The organism is Yersinia sp. KBS0713 (assembly GCF_005937895.2).
Classification (GTDB): domain Bacteria; phylum Pseudomonadota; class Gammaproteobacteria; order Enterobacterales; family Enterobacteriaceae; genus Yersinia; species Yersinia bercovieri.
On sequence record NZ_CP042173.1, the window covers coordinates 3,847,831 to 3,871,713 of the forward strand.

A 23,883-nucleotide genomic window follows, 5' to 3' on the forward strand; every position below is an offset into this window, starting at 1 on the left:
AAATGAGGTTTTTATGTCGAGAAATAAGCTATCGGAGAATGAAACCAAAAAACTGAAAATTGGCATTATTCATTTAGCCACTGAAGGTATTCAACTGTTCGTGGGGGGCGTAGGATCGTATATTCGAGGGCAGATTCAAGCATTGCCCGCTGTTATTGATCTGTTGGCTGATAATAATATCACTCTGGAACCTCATTTTATTGAGATTGCCTGTAGCAAATATCATATTTTCTTTGATAACAATTGTCGCACCCACTATGTAAATAAAATCCACACTATGGGGGGCACTTTTTCTACTGTACCCAATATGACTCAAGGGAAAGGCGTGGGGTGCTCATGGCCCTATGGTGATACTTTTCTTGGTAATTTACAGAACTGGCAAACATCCTCTGCCGCAGGGGCAGCAAAAATTATAGATATCAGTGCAAATTATGATATCACTTTGGCTTTCTGCCATGAGCTTCCCTTCTCATTTACCCCATTAATTGCGCGTCTACATGCGGCGATGGAAGAGATTAATTTAAAGATTATCTATATCTCTCATGGCACCGCATTTAATCATGAAATGCCATTGCCGAATCCTGAACGTCTGATGGCAGAATCATTCCCCATCCACTGGGCCAAGATCGATACTAATATCAAACTCGGTCATATCAGCCAGTTTATGGCGGGCCATTTAATGACACAATTCGGCGCTGATCCACACTCATTTATTCCAGTACCGGCTGGGATAAATATCAATGACCCCTGGTTTCGGCTACGCAGTGATCAGGAAATAAGCCACATACTGTCACAACATGAGATCCCGCTAGCACGCCCATTAGCGATAACTCTCGGGAGAGGGGTGCATTACAAGCGCCATGATTTATTACTCAAAGCGAGTTGTTATCTGGGTAATGACATTCATCCGGTGATTGTCAGTGATCCTGTTTTACCCGAATTATTGGCATTAGCCAGCCAACTTAGGATACAGCCCTCAATAATAAATTCGTTTGATCGAGAACTTATGGCGTGCCTTATTCAATGGCGCAACACCCGTGTTTGCGTGCTTTCGGCCGAAAATGAGCCAAATGGTTTAATTCCAATGGAGTCGCGCTGGCTAGCCAGAGAGCAGGGGGCGTTATTAGTTGTTGCCGACTCCGGGGGGTTAAGTGAGCAAGTCGAACATGGTATTGATGGATTCCGACATATTGCCGGAGATGCAGAAAATCTGGCGGAGGTGATACATCATATTTACCAATTATCTGAAGTTGAAATAGATAATATTCGGCGGGCGGGCGCAACACGAATAAAAACACGACACCAATGGGAAAACCAAATTTTGGCACCGCTGGCATGTCTCATTCCTCAAATAGCAGCCCTTGATTGATTCCGGGCTGCCTATTGAACTGACTATTTCGAGCTCACGGACTATTGGAGTTTCAATATCCCAACTGCGGTATCTAATAAAGCGGTTTGCCCATTACGACTCGCCTCAAGGCAACCCACAGCACCGACTAGCATTGGAATATCCAACTCTTTCGCCAAAATAGCGCTATGAGACATAATATGCCCTTTGCTTAAACAGATGCCTTTTACCTGCCCGTGATGCAGCCCAATCATCTGGGATGGCAGCAACTCCTCGGCTAATAGTATAATTTCACCCTCAACTGAAAGTGGAACCGGTGGTAATCCCGTCAGGTGGCCCAGTGTGCGATGCAGAATATCGCGGATATCCAGTTCGCGGACACGCAAATATTCATCATCCAGTGCCAGATAATCTGCCACCATCGCCATCAATTCATCCTGCAATGCCGATTCCGCGCAGATAAGCTGATTCGCTATACGTGCATCCAGCGCTTGATGCAAATCATCATCGTCAATCAACATCCCGTGAGCATTGAAAATCGCCGCTGCCTCAGTGCTTATCTGCTGTTCTGCCTGCTGCATCAATTGCTGCAAATCTTCCATTGTTTGCGCTAACGCTTGATGTAGACGCTGCTGTTCATGAGCAATCTGCTCAGCATTAATAGTGCGCGGCATAAATACAGGGAGCGCGGGCAGCCACTGTAGCAGTGGTGCGCTAATTGCTCGGCGAGGAACCATTACGCCAGTGAATCCACTGGCGCTGGTTGTGGTCACCGACTCACCAAAGTGCTGTTGAGCCAGCTGCATAAAAGCATCCAGCGCCTCACCAGCCTGCTGACCACTGGCGAGCAGACGGATGGTATCGCCCTTGCGCACTTGCAAAATAGCCAGTTGATTCAGGCTACGTGGATTGACACACTGCCCATTTTTCTCCAGCAGTAAATCAGCGGCGAAGGGGGCCAGCACTTCGACCAATTTAGCCGCAGGCCGCACATGCAAACCATTGGGGTTGCGCACCACCCAACTGACACTCTGGGCATCGGGCGCTGATTTGGCCACCGCGCTACTGACAGGTTCCGCGACATTTTCCCCTAACTGAGCGGCCTTAGCTGCCAGCGCCCCCATGGCTTCAGCGCGAACATCGGCCAATGAAGCGCCGGATGATGCTGCCACCACTGCGGCCAGTGTCCCTTCTACCAGTGGCGCGGCGCAGAGTTCCACGTGCTGCGCGATATCGGGGGCCAGTAGCTCAAGTGCGGTTTCTGCACTGAGCAAAGCGCTGCCTAAATCCATCAATACCAGTACACCCGATGGGGTATAAACTGATTCAATGGCCTCCATCACTTTAATGGCATCCGTGCCAATCGGATGATCCAGGTCGTCTACACCGGCGGCAACCGCTAGCTGGCAGCCCCCTTGTGTCATTTGCTGTGCCAGTTCGGCCACACCCTGAGCCAGCAGCGCGCTATGAGAAACTACAACGAGATTGACCATCTCTCCTCCTGATAAAGGTGTTGGTTGCGCCAGATTAATGGCTGGCAACCTGCCATAGCGCCTGCATCATCAGCATGGCTGATGTTGCCCCTGGGTCTTGATGACCAATGCTGCGCTCGCCAAGATAGCTGGCGCGCCCCTTGCGGGCCTGCATCGTGATAGTCCCGGCCAGTGCTTGTTGAGCGCGATCAACAGTTTGCTGCAAAGCATCCACCAGCGGCACCCCCTGCTGATTTGCCTGCTCAAGTTGCGCGACCACCGCCCACCAAACATCACACATGGTTTTATCACCCGGCTCAGCTTTACCGCGCATCACCACCCCTTCAACACCATCTTTGAACATCTGACACACGGCTGCCAGATCCAGACTCTGCTTAGCATTGGTGCTTTGCGCGGCGCGGATAAAGAAGGTGCCAAACAGTGGGCCACTCGCCCCTCCGACACTTGAAAGCAGGGTCATGCCGGTATTTTTCAGGATAAAACCAATATCTTTATCGGCAAAAGAGGGTAACTTTTCGACCACTTTATTAAACCCACGATTCATATTCAGGCCGTGGTCGCCGTCGCCGATTTCGGTATCCAACTGCGTCAGAAAATCGCGCTGTTCACTGAAAACCTCAGCACAAAGCTGTAACCAACTGACAATTTGTTGTTTGGTGAGTCCCATGGTTTTCTCCAGGCACATTGTTGTTTTATAAGTGATTTTCACATAAAGGAATGCTGATTATACCCAATGGATTTCAAAGTGCAGCCAACACACCTGCAATTTGCAAGATGATGGGTATCAAGTACGAAGGGCAGGCGTATTCACCGGCGCATCCCACAACGACAACAACTCATCATCCACTTTCAGTAGCGTGATCGACATCCCCTGCATATCCAGTGAGGTACAGTAAGAACCAATCAGCTTGCGTTCAATGGTCAAACCAAAATCGGCGCAGCAGGCGGCCAACCGATGCCAAACACCATAAAGCTCTGATAGCGGAGTGGCACCCAAATTATTCACCAGCACAATCACCCGATCGCCTTTTGCTAGTGGCTGCTTACTTTGGCGCGTCTCGCACCAGTCACCGGCTTGTCTATCCCAATGGCGTAAAGTGCGCTGATAGCTACCGTGCTCAATCAGGGTCTGGAACATGGCATCAACAGTGTCATTTAGAGAGGTAAATGGCCGCCGTTCAATTCCTGGTTCACCATGAATACCCACACCAAACTCCATCTCGTTTTCAGCCAGAGTAAATGATGGCTTACCCGCAGCTGGCACGGTACAAGCGCCCAGCGCGATGCCGATAGAGTGACCCTGATTATTAATTTTCTGGCCGAGCGCGGCACACTCATCCAGTGAGTCACCACGAACCGCCGCTGCACCCAGTAATTTCTCAATAATGACAGTATTCGCCACCCCACGCCGCCCGGCGGTATAGAGGCTATCTTTAACTGCCACATCATCGTCAATCACTAATGTTGCGACCGCCGTACCATCGGCATGCAACAATTCTGCGGCCGTTTCAAAATTAAGAATGTCGCCAGTATAATTCTTAATCAACATCAGCACACCCTGCCCGCCATCAATGGCTTGGCCGCACTCATACATTTGATCAGGGGTTGGCGAGGTAAAAATTTCGCCGGGGCAGGCACCATCCAACATGCCTTCGCCGATAAAACCACAGTGCATCGGTTCGTGACCACTACCACCACCAGACATCAGGGCAACTTTACCCATCACCGGAGCATCTGCTCGAGTAATAAAAAGCGGCTCCTGATGCAATTTCAGCTCAGGATGGGCTTCAACCAGCCCCTGAATTTGTTCCTGTAACACACTCTCTACGCTGTTAATTAATTTTTTCATTTTTTACTCCGCGAACGGGAATGGCTGGAGAACAGAGCTGCCGATGATGAGGGGCACCGGCAAACTCGGTCAGTTAGCTTGTCTATCTATCAATGGGCCTGCCGAACCCTTTAGTTAAGAAACGCCTGTCCTAAACTGTCAGCCACGATGATGGCGGCATAAACACTGTCTGGAGTCACGGCAAACGGCATGTTGTGGATGGTCTCACCTTCCGCACAACTTGCCTGTGCCACAGCTTGGATTTTGCGCTCAATATCTTGTGTGACCCCCATTTCTGCCAATGTAATTGGCAGACCCAGTTGCTGGCAGAATGAGAGCACAGTTTCGATCTCTTCCATGCTGCTGTTTTGTAGCACGAGCTGTGTCAGCGTACCGAAGGCGACTTTCTCACCGTGGTAGAGGTGGTGGCACTCTTCCAACACCGTGAAGCCGTTGTGGATAGCGTGAGCCGCTGCCAGGCCACTACTTTCAAAACCAATACCACTCAGATAAGTATTGGCTTCAATGATGCGTTCTACCGCCTCAGTGACGACACCCGCTTCTACCGCCAATTTGGCTTTATAGCCTTCTGCCAGCAGAGTTTCGTAACATAAGCGAGCCAGCGTGACGGCCGCCAAAGTGGACGCGCCCCCCGCCATGCTGATGGCTTTGGCATCAAAACAAGCTTGCGCTTCAAAGTAAGTGGAGAGTGCATCACCCATCCCTGAGATCAGCAAGCGCACCGGTGCTTTGGCGATAATAGCTGAATCCATCAGCACGATATCTGGGTTTTTCGGGTATATCAGGTACTCAGCAAACTCGCCCTGTTCGGTATAAATCACTGACAAAGCACTGGTCGGTGCATCGGTAGAGGCAATGGTCGGCACCACAATAACCGGGATGTGCTGATAGTGAGCAATTGCTTTAGCCGTATCGAGAGTTTTCCCACCACCAATACCAATCACCCCATTACAGTGGTGTTTTTTCAGCTCAACCGTCAGGCGTTCGATTTCCTGACGAGAGCATTCGCCGTTAAAGCGGCTAAAGTGATTTTCCAGCTCACTGCCATGCAGGCTGGAACTGACTGTATCCGCCGTCAACTTCATGACAAAATCATCAGCGATGATAAAATAGTTATTAGCCAACAACTTAGCAAACGCACCAATGGACTGTAGCGCATTGGCACCTTGGATATATTTAGACGGAGATTGAATGACTTTCAGCATATCTTGCTCCTGTAGCGTAAGAGTTAAGGCAATAATGAATGATTTTTAGACTAATTAATGAAACTGTCATTACTATAAGCGCAAAAAATAGGCTGAGAATCATTGGTGAAAACGTTCCATTATGGAACATAGTTGCATGAGTTAAGTTTCATATTGGAACGCGAGGAGTCGTGCACAGGGGCAGGAAGAGAAGTGGCGCACAGAATTATAAATGTGCTCATTGCAGGATAGTATCGTGGCTATCGACCATAAAAAAAACTGCCCGATAAAAGGGCAGCTTTTTAAGACTCTCACGCGATGTTAGCGGTTATTCACTCACTGGCTCATCATGGGTTTTTTCTTTAGGCTCTGGGTTCATGGAGCTATAAATCACTGGCAGCACCAGCAATGTCAGCACCGTTGCGAAGCCCAGACCAAACATAATTACCACCGCCATACTTTGGAAGAAAGCATCACTAAGCAGCGGTGCCAGCCCCAGTACTGTGGTAAATGCGGTCAGCATGATAGGTCGCAGACGGGCGGTAGAAGCATCGATAATGGCCTCGCGTAGCGGTTTTTCCTGCCGCTGTAAGCCAATCTCTTCCACCAGCACAATGCCGTTACGTATCAACATTCCGCTCAGACTGAGCAGCCCCAGCAGGGCCATAAAGCCAAACGGGATACCGGTGAGCAAGAAGCCAAAGGTCACACCGATTAATGCCAACGGGACAGTCAGCCAGATAGCCAGCGCGTTACGCACTGAGCTGAACATCAAGACTGTCACCACAAACATAATCAGGAATGCGATCGGTAAACTGATAAAAATACCCCGTTGTGCTTCTTTGGTACTTTCGTAGTCACCGCCCCATTCGAGCTCATAGCCGCGTGGCAGTTGAATTGCGTCAACACCTGGTTTGATGCGCTGCAGCAGCTCGGAGGAGGTTTCGTCCCCCTGTTGAGTCGGGTCGGTCTGAACCGTCAGTGTGCGCTTACGATCCAGGCGCATAATTAGCGGATCTTCCCACTCAGTTTCAAAACTGGTGACCACGTTGTCGATCGGGATAAAAGCTTGTCGCGCCTGACTCCACACCATCACATCGTTGAGCCGTTCAGCATTGAGCCGCTCTGAGTCTGGTGTGCGCAGGACAATCGGCATCAAGCGGGTGCCATCACGGTATAACCCGACCGGAAGACCGCCAAAACTCATGCGCAACGTACCATCAACTTCACGTTTATCCACGCCCAACTCGCGACCCAAATAGTCGGAGAATTGTGGCCGGATCATTTTGCTACGATCTTGCCAATCATGCCTTGCCCCATCGGCCATCGGATCAGCAATGATCGCTTTCTCCGCTTGGGCTGCCAATGTCCGCAGCACATCGGGATCTGGCCCAATAAAGCGGGCTTCGATAGAGCTATTGTTTGACGGCCCGAACATGATGCGCTTGATCTGCGCGTCAACCTGCGGGTACTCGTCATGCATGTAGGATTCGATTTCACTTACCAAGCCCGGGATTTGGTCCAGCTGTTCGGCACGGACCATCACCTGCGCGTAGTTCGGATAGTGGCGCTGGGCGTTGTAGGTCAGCATAAAGCGCATCGCACCCTGACCAATGGTCGCCATGGTGTCCTCAACGCCTTTCTGCTGTTTGATGTATTGCTCAACTTTCGCCGCAACGTCTTCGGTATAGCCGATATCTGTGCCGTATGGCAGCCAGATATCCACGAAGAAGATTGGCGTGTTCGATGGCGGGAAGAAGCTTTGGCGAACATTACCAAAACCGACCACCGAGGCCACCAACAGTGCCGCCAGCAGCAGCAAGGTGATACTGCGATGTTGCAGTAATTTATTCAGGATGATGCGGTAGTAGCGGAATAACCAGCCATCATAAGGCTGCCTGGCGGGTTTATCAGCCTCCTCTTGCGCCGGTTTTTGGCCCTGAAATGCCCATTTGGAGAAGACTGGCGTGAGTGTCAGCGCGGTAATCCAGCTCAACATCAGCGAGATCAGCAGCACTTGGAATAGTGATTTACAATATTCGCCGGTCGCATCATTGGACAGGCCAATAGGTGCAAAGGCGAGAATCGCGATGACTGTCGCCCCAAGCAGCGGCATCATTGAGCGCTTCACCACATTGCCGATGGCCGTCGAGAGGCTTTCACCTCGCTGGCGGCCAACCACCACGCCCTCCACCACCACAATGGCGTTATCCACCAACATACTTAGCGCGATAATCAATGCCCCGAGCGACACCCGCTGTAGCTCGATATTGAATAGCCACATAATAAGCAAGGTGCCGAGTACGTTAAGTGCCAGCGAGATGGCTATCACCACGCCGCTGCGTACCCCCATGAAAATCAGCAGGGTGACAACAACAATCAACAGCGCCAGTAGGAAGTTAAGGATAAAGCCGTTAACCGCCCCTTCCACTTCATGAGATTGGTCGTAGAACACGTTGATATGCATACCTGACGGGCGCTCACCTTCGAGCTGTGCCAGTCGGGCTTTGATGGCATTACCCACATTGACTACGTTGACATTTGGAGCAAATGAGATCCCCAAGGCCAGCGCGGGCTTACCATTAGCACGATAGATATTGGTTGGCGAATGACCAAAGCCCTGCGTTACTGTCGCGATATCGCGCAGATAGACACTTTTTGGGCTGCCCGGCTGGCTGACTAATAGATTTCCCAGCTCTTGTACGCTTTGGAATTCACCAGTCGGATGCAAACGTATCGACTCACTACCTACCTGTAGCTGACCGGCATCGGACACCACGTTTTGGCGGGCGAGTAAATCGGATAGCTGTTGTGGCGTGATACCGGCAGCCGTCATCTGAGCGCGGGAGATCTCCACCTGCACCTCTTCCGGCAGAATCCCCACGATGCCCACTTTACCGACCCCCGGCACCAGTACCAGTTCACGGCGCAGCTGTTCGGCAAAATTGCGCAGATCCTGATTACTGTAGCCATCACCGGTTAGCGAGAAGAAGAAGCCGTAGACATCGCCAAAGTCATCGTTGACCATGGGCGCACTGGCCCCCGGTGGTAAGCGCACACTGTTATCGTTGATTTTACGCCGCAATTCATCCCAGATTTGCGGTAACTCATTCGCGCCGTATTGTGCGCGAATATTGATGGTGATTTGCGATAAGCCAGCACTGGAAATCGACGTCACATCATCGACATAGGATAGCTCCTGAATGGCATTCTCCAGCGGCAGCGTGACCTCTTCCTCAACTTGTTGCGCCGAGGCACCATCATAGCGGGTGACAACCACCGCCGTTTTGATGGTAAAAGCCGGATCTTCCAGCCTACCTATATTGAGATAGGCAATAACACCGCCAATACCCAGCAACAGAATCGTTAGCCAGATACGGGTGTTATTACTGATAAAATTATCAAGAACTTTCATCAGAGACCTCGCTCACGAACCCAGGCCCGGACCACTTGATTTGGCCGAAGCTCACCGGTGCCTGCAGAGACGATCTGTTCGCCATCCGCCAGACCGGAGGTCACTTGAATGCCGTTCTCGGTCAACTGGCCCACCTGCACTTTGCGCTCTTCAACGTGCATCTGACCATCATCACTCTTGATGACCCATACGCGCGCATCATTTAATTGGGCGCTGTCAGGGTTAAATACCGCCTCCACAGGCACCACAATGGTCGGATGGTCAGTGCCAGACAGAGTGCCGGAGTTGATTCTGACCCGACCACTAATCCCAGAAAGCAGCGGCATATCCGCTGGGCGCTTCATGGTCAGAGTGACCTGGAAGGTCTGCGAGGCTGAGCTGGTGGTGGTGGTATGCTCTTTATATTCAGCAATAAATTCGCGCCCTGGCATATGGTTGAGTAATACCGTTGGCTTATAGTTGCGATTGCTGATGTCCAGCGTGGTAAACAGGCGCTCCGGCACACTGAACACCACATCTAAGGTATCCAGCGCACTCAATGTCGCCACCGCCTGACCTGGGGCCATGACCTGATGGTTACGCGCACTCACATTGGCGATAATGCCATCAAATGGTGCGGTGATGGTCGCATCACTCAGCTCTTTTTGCGCAATTTCCAGACCCGCACGGGCAGACTCCATCTCAGCGCGACGAACATCTAATTCGGCACGAGAGACCGCACGCTGGCCTTGTAAGGTATTGAAACGGTTGAATTGATCACGCGCCAGATTAAAGGTCGATTGGCGATCGCGAACACGTAAGTTGAGATCAGTGTCGTTCAGTTTGGCGATAACCTGGCCTCTCTTCACCTGCTCACCTTCACGTACCAGCAGCTGTTGCAGCTGCCCACTGCGTTTAAAGGAGAGCTGAGTTTCATCGCCAGCTTGTAACCGCGCGGGAAAATAGCGCGTCCCATTTTGACCGCTATCTTCGACGATAAATATTTTTACCGGACGTACACTCTCTACGACTTCAGGGGGAGTTCGGTCGCAGGCCGCGAGTAGAAACGTTACTAGCAGAGTGACTACTGTTTTTATCTTCACTATAAGATCTCATTGAGTCGGATTTTAAAAATTATCGCAGATTGATTATTCACACTTTTTTATCTGTTTTTTGCGCCACTTTTTCCTGTGACATACGGCGCACTAGCGCTCTTATCAGTGTGATTAATAATCCCCCGGTAAACATTCCTAAAAAGTAGATCAGCACAATTAGCACCGGAATGGGTAGTGTTATTTGCGCGTAAAGTAAAGATAAGTTCACTGAGCCGCTATTTTGGAAGGCAAACAGGGTAGTCAGAGTCACTATCAGCAAAAAACACCCGCCATAAAGGTATTTCAATCGGTAATACTTTTCATCTCAGCCCATCACTTTTCAACATTAAAACGCCGATAGCAAAATAGCGCTACACGCTACTCACTATCGGCGATTTTTTTAAGAGCACCGAGCTAATCAACCCAATTAATGCCCAAAGCCATTGGCGTTGCAGCTAGCCCGATGCAACACAATGGGATAAAAGCATTAGTAATCAACGGTATCCCGGATGATTGGGCAGGTCATGCAGTGACCGCCTCCACGTCCACGGCCCAATTCACTACCCACAATCTCAATCACTTCCACCCCCTCTTTACGTAGCTGAGTGTTGGTTTTGGTGTTGCGGTCATAAGCCAATACCACACCAGGAGAGAGCGCGACCATGTTATTGCCGCTGTCCCACTGCTGACGTTCGGTGTCGTAATCGTTACCTTCCGTCTCAACCACACGCAGTTTTTTCAGGTTCAATGCGCCGGCAACCGCTTCAACAAAGGTGCCTTTATCGCGGCTTAACTTAATGCCGGTCGGGCCATTGTCTGGGCGCAGTGAGAAGGTTTGAATCTGATTAACAATCGCCGGATACAAGGTCACCACATCGCGATCGCAGAAAGTGAACACGGTATCCAGGTGCATGGCGGCACGCAGTTTAGGCATGGCGGCAATCATCACGCGCTCCACCTGCCCTTCGCTATTTTTAAACAGCGATTGTGCCAATTGGGTGATAGCCTGATGAGAGGTGCGCTCACTCATGCCAATTAATACCGTTTTGTTGCCGATTGGCATCACATCGCCGCCTTCCAATGTGGCGGAGCCATGATGCTGTGTCGGGTCACCCCACCAAACTTTCACATTGGCGTCGCCAAAGTCAGGGTGGAATTTATAGATTGCGGTGGTCAGGATGGTCTCTTCATGACGCGCTGGCCAATACAGCGGATTCAAGGTGACGCCGCCATAGATCCAGCAGGTAGTATCACGGGTGTAGAGTGTGTTTGGCAGCGGCGGCAACAGGTATTCAGTGATGCCAACCGCTTCGCGAATCAGCTTAAGTTCCTCTTTGTCGCATTTGCCGTCATTATGCAGCTCTGTGGTCGATAACCCACCAATCAACACTTCAGCTAATACACGCGGCTCCAAACTCTCCAGATAGCTGCGGGTTTCATGCAAAATGCCTAGTGAGACTTCATTGGGCACAATTTGCTGATCCAGAATCCATTTTTTCGCTGCCGGAATAGCCACCGTTTCGGCCAGCAGATTGTGCATCTCGACCACATCGACACCACGTTCGCGCATTTTGGTCATAAAATCGAAGTGGTCGCGCTTGGCTCTCTCTACCCACAACACATCATCAAATAATAATTCATCACAATTACTGGGGGTCAGGCGGTTATGGGCGCGACCGGGGGCGCATACCATCACTTTATGCAACTGGCCGACTTCAGAGTGAACGCCAAACTTGGTCTTGGCGTGAGTTTTCTTAGCTTTATCTGACATAAGAACTCCAATAAATTATATAGTGATAATTCCGGTGGCGATGCTATATATCGCAGCGACCGCAGCAACAATCAGAACAATAAACAGTACTCTTTCGTAGCTATTAAAGGCTTTTTGCTGCTGCTCACGTTTGGCAATCAGATACAAAATGGTGCCTGGACCATAAATAATGGCCGACAGCAGCAAGTACTTCATGCCACCTGCGTAAATCATCAGTGCAGAGTAGAGAGTCGCAATGAGGGCAAAAATTAAATCTTTTCTGTGACCAACTTTGTTGGTTTCGTAAGTCTCACCCGTCCATGCCAGTTTTAACCCGTAAGCCCCGACCAACAAATAAGGGATCAGGGTTAATGAACTGGTTAACTCCAACGCCAATTGGAAAGCATAATCCGTAAACAGTGTCAGAATTAAGAACACTTGAATAAAGATATTGGTCAGCCAAACGGCTGCGGAAGGTACTGCATTGCTGTTTTCTGTCCCGAAGACTTTTGGCATACTTTTACTCTTAGCCGCTGAGAACAGCACTTCTGCTGCCAGCAGTGACCAGGATAAATAAGCCCCCAACACCGAGATAATCAGACCAATACTGATGAAAATTGCGCCCCAGCGGCCGACAATAGCTTCCAGTACCCCCGCCATGGATGGCTGACGTAGCGCCGCCAGATCTGGGCGCAACAGCACACCGTAAGAGAGCATGGTGATCAGTACCAACAGACACAGCACACCAATGAAACCCAAAACGGTTGCAATACCCACATGGCTGCGTTCTTTGGCATAACGTGAATAGACGCTCGCCCCTTCGATGCCCAGGAAGACAAAGACGGTAACCAACATGGTGCTACGCACTTGGGAGAATAGAGACTCAGGTTCAGCAACTGGCGGCATAACCGCAGCAGCATGACCAACATAGCCATAATCATTCAGGTGGGATAGATCCACACTTTTGACCACATCAGGTGCGCCCCAGAAGTTCAGTGCGAACACATCGCCCTTAAAGGCAAAAATCAATACAATGACGAAAATGAATATAGGAATTATTTTTGCGAAGGTGGCAATGGTATTAATGGCCGCCGCTTCTTTAACACCCCGCAATATCAGGATATGGAATCCCCATAAAATAACTGAGGCAACTAATACAGCTGGAATGGTATTGCCATCACCAAATATCGGGAAGAATGCCCCTAGCGTTGATTTGATAAGAACGAAATAAGAGACGTTACCAATACAGGTCCCCGCCCAAAAACCTAATGCCGAGGCAAAACCAAGATAATCCCCAAAGCCCTCTTTGGCATAAATGAATACACCAGAATCAAGATTAGGTTTACGCTGCGCTAATGTTTGAAAAACAAAAGCCAGCATTAACATACCACCACCGGCTATACACCACGCAATAAGTGCGCCAAACCCACCCGTAGCTCGTCCAAATGTCGCCGGTAATGAAAATATACCTGCCCCGATCATTGACCCAACCACTAATGAGGTTAGGGCCGGTAAAGATAATTTATTCGCAGATGAATTGGCCATGATGATCTCAGTGACGTTGGATAAATTAAGTTAAATGTAAGTTCTGTTTATCCCACAAACAGATTAGCCCGGACCCACTTATCAATATAAATACATAGTGATCATAGCTTCCTTTAAAACTATTGCATCAATGTCGGAAAAGTAGACCAAGGCTTTCAATATGTAAATGTTTGCAAAAATTATTACATACATCAAAATTTCTTAATAGTGATCCACATCATCTTTTTACCTATTCAAAAAACCACTCATCAGCTTAATTCACTGTATTAACGCCACACCACTAGCATAGATATCTGTTTCCCCTATCTGCTATTTGAGATATTTCTTGCATGTCCGTTTATTCAACAGCACAAGAGGAGAAATAAGTGTGCATGTTATCTTGCTCTCTATAGAGGGCTGGTCTAATCTTAATGCTCTACTATTGATTGAAAAATAAAAATATCATTTATTTTCAATGAATTAATGAAAATTCAGCTATATTGAAAATATAAAATAGCCTTATATTAAAACTCTCTACTCGCTCACGTTTTCGCCCCTCCATTAGCTCTTTTTTTGAGCGCCATAATCAGATAATTACAGTGTTGACACACCCTATTTTGATTTTTATCAAATAGGACAACAGGCCATTTTTATATCTTTCTCACCTGACTGCTCTGGTGAAAAAAATCAATTAAGCCTGCATGAAAGTAATCACTATTTTCATTTCATTTAGACTTCATTTATGTTTCATCGGCGATTGTCACTCAAATTTTAACAATTGCTCTCTACCGCTATCCTGATGAAAACACTAAGAATACAAGGCTATCAACACACCATCATTCAGCACTTTTCGTTTTAAAAAGCAAAACGTAAAGAAAATATGTCGATTTAGTGTGAACTTACATCTCATTCAATACCCCCTAGCTCAAATATACCTATTGTTAGTTTTGTTAAAGTTATCTCTCTCATTTTAGGGGCGTCTTATCATGAACTAATCTTTGATAACGTTAGATCTGCAGTAGAAAAAATATAACCGTACAACGAAAAACGGCTCCCATTGGGAGCCGTTACTTAGCATATTATATTCGCGAGAGGTGTGCGCTATTCGGTCAGCCGCTTATCCGATACCTGTTGCGTACCCGCAACGGAATAACCCGCCAGAATCGCCACGAAGATCATAAACAGGTGACCCTCTGATGAATCCAACAGGAATGAGTTGAAGAAGTTGCATGCCATATAGCTGGTTAATACCGCCAGTAGCACATTGCGCAACAGTGGTGTTTGTTGCCAAATCACGCGATAACAACAGACAATCCACGCTAGGAAGATCAGTAAACCAACCACACCTGAATGAACCGTTTCGATCAAATATTCATTGTGCGGATTATTAACTGAATAACCGTTTTCTGGGTTGCCATAATAAAATCCGCCCGCACCGTGGCCTAAGATAGGGGCTTCTTTAAACAAACGGCTGGCTTCAATCGCAAACGCAAAGCGCTGCCCCATTGAGGAGCTACATGCCTCATAGGCATCACTTGATGAAGCGGCGACACACACTCTTATTTCATTGACGCCCTGTACGATACGGTCAGTGGCTTTATTGGGGATGAATACCAAAGCCGCGAAAGCGACGATGCCGAGCAGCACTAAGGTTAACCGCTGACGATTGCCCAGTGAGAAGAATAGCCACACACCCAAGCCCACCACCAGCGCCACATAACCGGTTCTGCCCAGAACTAAGAACAGGATGCTGTAACTGGCAGCCACTACCAGCAGACCGTAACCCCAGCGTTTCCAACCCTGGCTCTTAAACGCCAGAGCTAACCAGAGCAACGCCGCCAGTGCCATAAAGAAGTTTTGGGTAATTTGCAGCTTAAAGATGGTTGGATTGGTTGGATCTACGTTGCCCAACGGAATATGTAACACCCCGACCATCAGTGTTCCGACCAATATCACCGCATTAGCGACCAAAAACCCGATACAAAACAGTTTGATCAACCGAGGCTGGTGCACAAAGAACAGCGCCAATGGCAATACATAGAGAAGTTTTTTATATTTCTCCACCATATCAGGGCCATAGCTGTTGTTTTGATACAGCAATGATAGCGCTAGCAGTGCAAACATCACGGCCGGCAGATAGACCAGCGGGCTGGTTAGGAATGACTTAATTTCAAGTGATTTTCTATTGATAATCAGAGAGATAATAATCAGCACCAATGAAATATTCATCAATTGATTATTAGTTGCTATACCAATACCCAACAGTAATGCAGCGACACTACACAGCATCTCACTGCGACGATTGACCGGATTTGCCGGCGATAAAGTTGTCATAATTCTCTCAGCTCAGGCTGGTTGGGGGAAACAAAACGGCTGATACATTAATTTCCTTTGGCAATTCGCCAGGAATCCACTGCATCTATCACCTCATTAACTGGAATGGCGTTCAGATAACGGTCGGTGGTGTCGGTATCTATCTCATTAGGCTGTGGCAAAGTGCGGTAGTGTCCGGCCCACAACAGGGTGTGCGGAGCCTGCCACGGATGCCATTGGTTAAGGTTGCTGGGGCCAAATAGCACCACAGCCGGCGTTTGTAAGGCGGCGGCCATATGCATTGCTACTGAATCGACACCAATGAATAGCTTCGCGTTATCAATCAATACTGCCAGTTCTGGCAGCGCTAAGAGGCCAGATAGATTGATGACACGCTCTGGTTGCGCACATCCTGCAATGATTTCAGCGATATAGTCCAGCTCAGCCTGATCTTTACCGCCAGTTAACAATACCGTTTCACCTTGCTCAGTGAGATGGTTTATCAGTTGACTGAATGACTCACTGGCCCAAGTTTTGAATTTCCAGCGGGCAGAAGGTTGAATCAAGATGTAATCGTTGATATTGCGCTGTTGGCACAGCTGTTTTACCCGCTCAATATCCTGTGGGCCATATGCCATAGTGACATCAGTAATGATATCAGTTAGTTGCAGTGGCGCGAGGATATCGAGATTATTGAGCACCGTATGCCGTTCTGCGGCATGGGGGATGTCAACCAGGGTGGAGTGGCAGTAGCGCCATAGCCAGGTGTCCCGTTTCGGGTAATGAAAACCAATACTGAAACCCGGTTTGAGTAAGCGGCAATAGGCGGCGGCACGCCATTGATCAGATAAGTTGAGGATCAGATCATAATGGTCTGCTTTCAATGCGCTAAATAGGGCTTTTTCGCCGCTAATTTGTGCGGTGAAGCCCGCATGTTTGAGGCCACGATCGACAATAAACGCATGATTGACGGTGCTGTTCTCCCGTAGCATCTCTTGCGTGCCGCCATACAGTAGCACATCAATTTTTGCCTGTGGGTAGTTGGCTTTTAGTGTGCTCAGGAGCGGCGTCGTTAAGAGAACATCGCCGAAATGGCGTAACTTTATGACCAAAATGCGCTGAATATTGCCTTTCTCCCGCAATATTTCCGGCAAGTGATGTGGCCCTTGCTGAGCAATAGGCGTGGGTTGCCCGGCAGTTGATTCTGTCTTGTTTGATGTATTCATCATCGAATGCGCCATCATCGGCAACGAAAGGGGGTAATAATGCTATATCAGCCGTTTACTGCATGGCAATCGTTTATTTAATTCCCGGCGCTTTCCAAAGCGATGTCGTCAACCCGCTGTCCACCAGTGTCAACTGATCGGTATACACCGCTTGCCAATTGGTTTTTGCCGCCTGATAGAGCGCTTGATGCTCAGTGTTTGGCGTATACTCCCGCTCCCAGCGCACCAGCCGCTCACCGGTAGTATCCAGCGTCTCATAAAGCCCGACACCCACGCCCGCGGCGATGGCGCAGCCCAAGGCGGTGGCCTCTTTAACCACTGGCACACGAACCGGAATTCCCGTCACATCAGCCAAAATCTGGCTCCACAGTTTGCCTTTGGAACCGCCACCCGCAAAGACCAGCGAGGAGGCTTTGACCCCAGAGAATTCGGCAATTTGCGCTAAATTGCAGGCCGAGACGATGGCGGCATTCTCCTCCAATGCACGAAATAAGGTGGCTTTGTTACACTTTTCAGGGTCGAGGGAGAGATTTATAAAGGAGGGGGCGGCGTGATACCAGGATTTAAAGCGCATCACATCAGAGAAAATCGGCATCACGCCGTAAGCGCCTGCCGGCACCCGTGCCGCCATATCCTCCAGTAAGCTATAGGTATCAATACCCAGCCGCTGCGCCAGTAACTTCTCTTCCGCGCAAAATGCATCGCGGAACCAACGCATGGTCAGGCCGGTAAAGAAGCTGATGGATTCCGCTTGCACCATGCCGGGAATGACATGGGGGTTAATCCGCGTATTCATATTGGGATCGGTAATCGGCTGCGGCAAGTTGACCACCTGCTGCCAAAAAGTGCCGCCCAGTACCGCCGTCTGCCCCGGTTTCACAACCCCCAAGCCTAAACAGCCAAGCTGTACGTCGCCGCCCCCCATCACCACCGGTGTGCCGACCAACAAACCACACTCTGCGGCGGCTTGCGCCGTGACATGGCCGAGCAAGGTGCCCGTCTCTTTGACCGGCGAGAGAATATCGGCACGTAACCCCGCCATCTCCAGCAGGTTGGGTTGCCAGTTGCGGGTGACTAAATCCAACATGCCAGTCGTGCCGGCATTGGAGGGGTCGACCGCCAGTTCGCCACTGAGCATATTGGCCAGCCAGTCGCTAATCATGGTCAGTGTCCCCGCCTGACGATAGATATCCGGGCGGTAGTGCGCCAACCACAATAGCCTCGGCATCGCGCTCAGTGCCAGCGTTTGGCCAGAGCACTGATACACCTCGAACTCAAAGCCGTTATCGTGCAGCTCTTTCAGCTCGCTAACTTCACGGCTGGCACGCGCATCCACATTGGCACAGGCCCAGATAGGTTTGCCGCTGCGGTCATAGAGCACAATGCCCTCGCGCATTGAGCAAGCCGCCACGGCGCGGATAGCACTGGCGGGCAACCCCGCCAGATGCAGTGCCTGACGGATGCACTGACAAGTGAGCTTCCAGTTGGTGGTTAAATCAAACTCCATCGACCCTGGGACATCGGGCACCGGCAGATGCAGCCACTCAGCCTGTCCGGCGGCAATCTGATTGCCATTAAGGTCAAATATCACAGCCCGAACACTGCCAGTACCGGCATCCAGTGCCATCAGGTAGTCAGTCGATGAGAGTTGATTCATTATTCGATCCTCTGCTTCGATTAGTTTTTATATAAATTCGTGAATAAATCTATCCTCTACTGCCATAAAAAAATCTGCTGAAAATAACTGAAAACCATGGGTGTTATTGCTACAGCCACATTAGGTGCGCACCGCGTAAACTGCAGCTGGTGAGTAAAATAGCCAATCAAATCAATTTAATCATAGCCCGCGCGGTCAGCTCATCAGTCACCAGGGCATTCACATACCTCCCTTTCAACGCGGCCACTATCGCTTCTGACTTCTCAACCCCACCTGCGACGCCAATGACTGTCGGAATGTTGGTCAGATCCGCCAGTGAAATACCAATCAACTCTTGGTGAATCTGCATATCGGCGGCCAGTGCACCATCCGCCTGCATAAAGTAGCCGAGGATATCGCCGACCGCGCCTTTGCGGCTGAACATGAGCTGCTCGCCTTCACTGATATAACCGGAGCGCAAAATGGTGGCTTCCCGTTGCTGATTCACCGAGCCAATACCAACCACCGCGACATCTGCGGCACAGGCCGCCAGCATCACATCACGGACACTGTTCTCCTGTCGGAAAGTGTCGGCAACCTTGGCGCTGGAGGCGCGCAGTGGCGCTGGAATAATGCTGACCTGACAAGCCGCATCCAACTGACCAATTCCGGTCATATAAGAGCCAACACCGCCCGAGAGTGTCACCAGCCGAACCTGCTGCGAGGCAATAAAACCACTCAAATGCTGCAACGCGCACATGGTGGTTTCACCAAAACCCACCGCCAAAAGTTGCTGCGGTTGAATCAGCGCCATCAATAAATGTGCAGCACCAATCCCCAATCGACTACTGATACTAAGATCAGCCAGCGAAGGCAGGATGCGGATATGCTTGAGGCCAAAATGCTGTTGCAGCTGGTTTTCCAGTTCCAGACACCCTTCATAGCGTGAATTAATCTGTACCCGGATGACCCCTGACTGACGGCCTTTCTCCAGCAATCTGGAGACCTTCAATCGGGTCAGCCCCAGCAGTTCGCCAATATCCCCTTGTGTTAAGCCATCGTGATAATAAAACCACGCAATGCGAGCGAGCAGTTCCTCTTCACTCATGCTATTACCCGGATATTTGTATTCATCATTGGACGACATGGGTTTTTCTTTTACGGCAACTAGCGGTTTCTCTTTCATCATTGCTCTTTGGGTATCTCGACGCAAAAACGGCGTCATCAATGTTAAATATTCATTGATAACTACGCTAACAGCTTAGCCAATACATTTGAACATATTTTCATTTAAATTTTTTTATTCACAAAAATGTGATCTTGATTACGCCACAAATGGGAATATGCAGCTATCTTTTTTGAACACTTTTAATTTTAAATTATTTTTGTTCACATCGGGAGCTACTGATGCCGCACACCGTCACCCCCTCGCCACCCCTGCTCCAGGTACGTGGTATCAGCAAGCAGTTTTCCGGCGTCGTGGTATTGAAAAGTATCGACTTTACCCTGCAACCGGGTCAGGTTCATGCTCTGCTGGGGGGGAATGGCGCGGGTAAATCGACCCTGATGAAGATCATCGCCGGGGTGCTTCCGCCCGATAGCGGCACCATTGAGATCAATGGGCAGCCCTGCTTGAATCTTACCCCCGCTAAAGCCCATCAATTGGGTATTTATCTGGTGCCGCAGGAACCGATGCTGTTTGCCAATCTGTCAGTACAGGAGAACATTCTGTTCCGCTTGCCTAAGCATCAGGCCGACAAAAAGAAGATGGCGCGGCTACTCAAAGATTTGGGTTGCCATTTAGATCTGTCGGTTCGTGCCGGTTCGCTGGATGTGGCCGATCAGCAGTTAGTTGAGATCATGCGCGGCTTGATGCGTGACTCACTAATTTTGATTCTTGATGAGCCAACCGCCTCACTAACACCCGCAGAAACCCACCGTTTATTTAGCCAAATCAAAATGTTATTGCAGCAAGGCGTCGGGGTGGTGTTTATCTCCCATAAACTACCGGAAATTCGTCAACTCGCGGATTGGGTCAGTGTGATGCGCGATGGCGGCATTGCCCTGAGCGGCGCCACCGAGGATTTCTCAACCGACACCATTATTCAGGCGATTACACCGCAAGCCAAAAATAGCGAATTATCCGCAACCCAGAAGCTCTGGCTGGAGCTGCCCGGTAACCGCCGCTCTCAAGCCCGCACGCAATCTAATCAACCGGTGATTCAGGTGACCGACCTGAGCGGCGAAGGTTTTGCCCACCTCTCTTTTGAGGTCCATGCCGGTGAAATTCTTGGGCTGGCGGGGGTGGTTGGCGCGGGTAGAACCGAGCTGGCCGAAACCCTGTATGGCCTGCGCCCTGCCAGCGGCGGCACTGTCCGGCTGGAGGATATCGATATCACCACAATGAAAACCGTCAACCGCTTAGCGGCAGGTCTGGTCTATCTGCCGGAAGACCGCCAGGCCTCCGGCCTCTATCTGGATGCGCCACTCAGCTGGAATGTCTGCTCGCTGACCCAAGGCAGTCAAGGAGTGTGGACTCATCCGGCGCAGGAGGCGGCTATTTTGGAGCGCTATCGCCGTGCACTGAACATTAAATTCAGTCATCTGGAGCAGCCGGTGCGCACTCTGTCCGGCGGTAACCAGCAAAAGCTGCTGATTGCCAAATGTCTGGAGGCCAACCCATTGCTACTGATTATTGATGAGCCGACCCGTGGCGTTGATGTCGCCGCCCGCAGTGATATCTATCAATTGATCCGCAGTATTGCGGCGCAACATGTGGCGATCATTTTTATCTCCTCTGATCTGGAGGAGGTGGTGCAGATGGTGGATCGCGTTTTGGTCATGCATCAGGGGGAAGTCAGTGGCGAACTCAATGGTCAGGCAATGAATGTCGATACCATTATGCATCTGGCTTTTGGTGAACAAACGGCCTTAGGTGAACCTCATGCCAGCGCCCATCCATCGACCCAAAATGAGGGCGCATCATGTTGAAATTTATTCAGAATAATCGTGAAGGCACCGCGCTGCTGGCGATCTTGGCCCTGTTTGTCCTGCTCGGCGTGATCGACAGCAATTACTTCAGTATGCAAACCTTCACCATGATCTTCAGCAGTGCGCAGATCCTGATCCTACTGGCGATCGGCGCAACACTGGTGATGTTGACCCGCAATATTGATGTCTCCGTCGGCTCCATTACTGGGCTATGTGCGGTGACAGTCGGCATGGCGCTCAATGCCGGATTCGGGCTGGCGCTCTCCTGCCTGTTCGCCCTACTGGTCGGCATGGTGGCGGGCTGCTTCAACGGCATTCTGGTCACCTGGCTACGCATTCCGGCGATTGTCGCCACACTGGGGACACTGGGGTTATATCGCGGCCTGATGCTATTGCTGACAGGGGGCAAATGGATCGAAGGATTACCGGCGGATCTGAAAAGTTTATCAACGCCAATACTGTTTTCAGTCTCGCCCATTGGCTGGCTGATTATGTTGCTGATCCTCACCATGGCTGGGTTGCTGGGCAAAACCGCCTTTGGTCGCAGCTTCTACGCCACTGGCGATAACTTGCAGGGCGCGCGCCAACTGGGTGTCCGCACCGACAGCATTCGCATTTTTGCCTTCTCAATGAATGGCGTGATGGCGGCACTGGCGGGGATCGTTTTTGCCTCACAAATTGGTTTTATCCCCAACCAGACCGGCAGCGGGCTGGAGATGAAAGCCATTGCGGCCTGCGTACTCGGCGGGATCAGCCTGCTCGGCGGCACCGGTACTATCATTGGTGCCATTCTCGGGGCTTATCTGTTGACCCAAATCGATAGTGTGCTCGTGCTGCTGCGCCTACCCGCGTGGTGGAATGATTTTATCGCCGGTTTGGTGCTGCTGGGGGTGCTGGTGTTCGATGGCCGCCTGCGCTGCGCCGTTGAACGCAATATCCGCCAGCAGAAATATGCCCGTTTCACTGCCCGACCGTCACTCACCAATAAAAAAGTCGCCTCCAACCCAGCAAAAGCGGCCAGCAGCAAGACGGCGAATGGCAAATCATTCAACAGGAAAGGAGTAGCACGATGAATCTTTATCGACGTTACGGATGGGAGCTGGCGCTGGCCGCTTTGTTGGTGCTGGAGATCCTGCTGTTTGGCCTCTCGAATTCGCGCATGTTGGATATCAATGTGCTGCTGTTCAGCACCAGTGATTTTATCTGCATCGGCATCGTCGCCCTGCCGTTGACCATGGTGATCGTCAGTGGCGGCATCGATATCTCATTTGGCTCCACTATCGGATTGTGCGCCATATTCCTTGGTGTGATGTTTCAAGCGGGCGTGCCAATGAGTGTGGCGATCCCACTGACCCTGATCGTCGGCGCATTATGCGGCTTGATTAATGCCGGATTGATCCTCTACACCGGCGTCAATCCGCTGGTTATCACCCTTGGCACCATGTATCTGTTCGGCGGCAGCGCCCTGCTACTGTCGGGGATCTCCGGTGCCACCGGCTACGAGGGTATTGGCGGCTTCCCAACGGCCTTTACGGATTTTGCCAACCAAACCCTGTTCGGCCTGCCCATCCCGCTGGTGATCTTTATGCTGTGCGTGCTGCTGTTCTGGCTGTTGATGCACCGCACCCACAGTGGCCGTAATGTTTTTCTGATTGGGCAAAACAGTCGCGTCGCCCGCTACAGCGCCCTGCCCGTCGCCCGCACCTTATGCCTGCTCTATGCCCTGACTGGCATGGCCTCCGCCATTGCTGCCGTTTTGCTGGTCTCCTACTTCGGCTCTGCGCGCTCTGATTTGGGGGCATCATTCCTGATGCCCGCCATCACTGCGGTGGTGTTGGGCGGGGCCAATATCTACGGCGGTTCCGGTTCGATTCTCGGCACAGCACTGGCGGTATTGCTGGTGGGTTATTTGCAGCAGGGGCTGCAAATGATCGGCACCCCCAACCAGATATCCAGTGCGCTATCCGGCGCGCTGCTGATTTTAGTGGTGGTCGGGCGCTCCATCAGCCTGCACCGACATTTGATTCAAGAGTGGTTACAACGCCGTCGCAGTAGAAATACCCTGAGTTAATGCCTGTTTT

Annotated in this window: 17 protein-coding genes; 4 read left to right on the forward strand and 13 right to left on the reverse strand. The window is 50.4% G+C overall.

Annotated elements, in window-relative coordinates; all coding sequences use genetic code 11:
* Positions 1-13 precede the first annotated feature (13 nt).
* Entirely contained in the window at positions 14-1,369 is a 1,356-nt protein-coding gene (locus FFE93_RS18280; RefSeq protein ID WP_005270833.1) for a glycosyltransferase family 4 protein, read from the forward strand.
* A 41-nt stretch (positions 1,370-1,410) separates the two neighbouring features.
* On the opposite strand, the gene dhaM is transcribed toward FFE93_RS18280, so the two are convergent.
* From dhaM to lsrR, 13 genes are all read right to left on the reverse strand, one after another.
* On the reverse strand, positions 1,411-2,841 hold the full coding sequence (gene dhaM, locus FFE93_RS18285; protein ID WP_005270836.1) for a dihydroxyacetone kinase phosphoryl donor subunit DhaM: 1,431 nt from the start codon (positions 2,839-2,841) through the stop codon (positions 1,411-1,413).
* Between the two features lie 34 nt (positions 2,842-2,875).
* Positions 2,876-3,508: a dihydroxyacetone kinase subunit DhaL gene (gene dhaL, locus FFE93_RS18290; RefSeq protein WP_049599902.1), complete on the reverse strand. Its 633-nt coding sequence runs from the start codon at positions 3,506-3,508 to the stop codon at positions 2,876-2,878.
* A gap of 117 nt (positions 3,509-3,625) precedes the next feature.
* Positions 3,626-4,690, reverse strand: coding sequence for a dihydroxyacetone kinase subunit DhaK (gene dhaK / locus FFE93_RS18295; protein WP_049599905.1), 1,065 nt, complete (start codon positions 4,688-4,690; stop codon positions 3,626-3,628).
* 110 nt (positions 4,691-4,800) lie between these two features.
* Positions 4,801-5,895 carry a glycerol dehydrogenase gene (locus FFE93_RS18300; protein WP_054872316.1) on the reverse strand — a complete coding sequence of 365 codons (1,095 nt, stop codon included), beginning with the start codon at positions 5,893-5,895 and terminating at the stop codon, positions 4,801-4,803.
* 307 nt (positions 5,896-6,202) lie between these two features.
* Entirely contained in the window at positions 6,203-9,289 is a 3,087-nt protein-coding gene (locus tag FFE93_RS18305) for an efflux RND transporter permease subunit (protein WP_138775712.1), read from the reverse strand.
* Positions 9,289-10,371, reverse strand: coding sequence for an efflux RND transporter periplasmic adaptor subunit (locus FFE93_RS18310; protein ID WP_032896403.1), 1,083 nt, complete (start codon positions 10,369-10,371; stop codon positions 9,289-9,291). The genes FFE93_RS18305 and FFE93_RS18310 overlap by 1 nt, the downstream gene beginning before the upstream one ends.
* Positions 10,372-10,420: 49 nt before the next feature.
* Entirely contained in the window at positions 10,421-10,669 is a 249-nt protein-coding gene (locus FFE93_RS18315) for a lipopolysaccharide assembly protein LapA domain-containing protein (protein ID WP_032896406.1), read from the reverse strand.
* A 180-nt stretch (positions 10,670-10,849) separates the two neighbouring features.
* Complete coding sequence (gene arcA, locus FFE93_RS18320; RefSeq protein WP_138775714.1) at positions 10,850-12,133, reverse strand: arginine deiminase; 1,284 nt, start codon at positions 12,131-12,133, stop codon at positions 10,850-10,852.
* 15 nt (positions 12,134-12,148) lie between these two features.
* On the reverse strand, positions 12,149-13,657 hold the full coding sequence (locus FFE93_RS18325) for an amino acid permease (RefSeq protein ID WP_005270855.1): 1,509 nt from the start codon (positions 13,655-13,657) through the stop codon (positions 12,149-12,151).
* A 1,080-nt stretch (positions 13,658-14,737) separates the two neighbouring features.
* Positions 14,738-15,970 carry an O-antigen ligase family protein gene (locus FFE93_RS18330; RefSeq protein ID WP_005270857.1) on the reverse strand — a complete coding sequence of 411 codons (1,233 nt, stop codon included), beginning with the start codon at positions 15,968-15,970 and terminating at the stop codon, positions 14,738-14,740.
* A gap of 47 nt (positions 15,971-16,017) precedes the next feature.
* A complete protein-coding gene (gene rfaQ / locus FFE93_RS18335) occupies positions 16,018-17,178 on the reverse strand; it encodes a putative lipopolysaccharide heptosyltransferase III (RefSeq protein ID WP_138775716.1) in 1,161 nt (386 codons plus the stop codon).
* Positions 17,179-17,248: 70 nt separating this feature from the next.
* Positions 17,249-18,832: an autoinducer-2 kinase gene (lsrK, locus tag FFE93_RS18340; protein ID WP_186367673.1), complete on the reverse strand. Its 1,584-nt coding sequence runs from the start codon at positions 18,830-18,832 to the stop codon at positions 17,249-17,251.
* Positions 18,833-18,998: 166 nt separating this feature from the next.
* Positions 18,999-19,997 (reverse strand): transcriptional regulator LsrR, encoded by a 999-nt coding sequence (lsrR, locus tag FFE93_RS18345; RefSeq protein WP_032896410.1) that lies wholly within the window; start codon positions 19,995-19,997, stop codon positions 18,999-19,001.
* A 221-nt stretch (positions 19,998-20,218) separates the two neighbouring features.
* Here lsrR and lsrA point away from each other — a divergent pair, with 221 nt between their 5' ends.
* Genes lsrA through lsrD form a run of 3 tightly spaced genes read left to right on the forward strand, consistent with a single transcriptional unit; the run spans position 20,219 to position 23,873 of the window.
* Positions 20,219-21,802 carry an autoinducer 2 ABC transporter ATP-binding protein LsrA gene (gene lsrA / locus FFE93_RS18355; RefSeq protein ID WP_054872319.1) on the forward strand — a complete coding sequence of 528 codons (1,584 nt, stop codon included), beginning with the start codon at positions 20,219-20,221 and terminating at the stop codon, positions 21,800-21,802.
* Positions 21,796-22,875 (forward strand): autoinducer 2 ABC transporter permease LsrC, encoded by a 1,080-nt coding sequence (lsrC, locus tag FFE93_RS18360; RefSeq protein WP_138775718.1) that lies wholly within the window; start codon positions 21,796-21,798, stop codon positions 22,873-22,875. The genes lsrA and lsrC overlap by 7 nt, the downstream gene beginning before the upstream one ends.
* Positions 22,872-23,873, forward strand: a complete 1,002-nt coding sequence (gene lsrD / locus FFE93_RS18365; protein WP_032896414.1) for an autoinducer 2 ABC transporter permease LsrD — start codon at positions 22,872-22,874, stop codon at positions 23,871-23,873. The genes lsrC and lsrD overlap by 4 nt, the downstream gene beginning before the upstream one ends.
* Positions 23,874-23,883 lie beyond the last annotated feature (10 nt).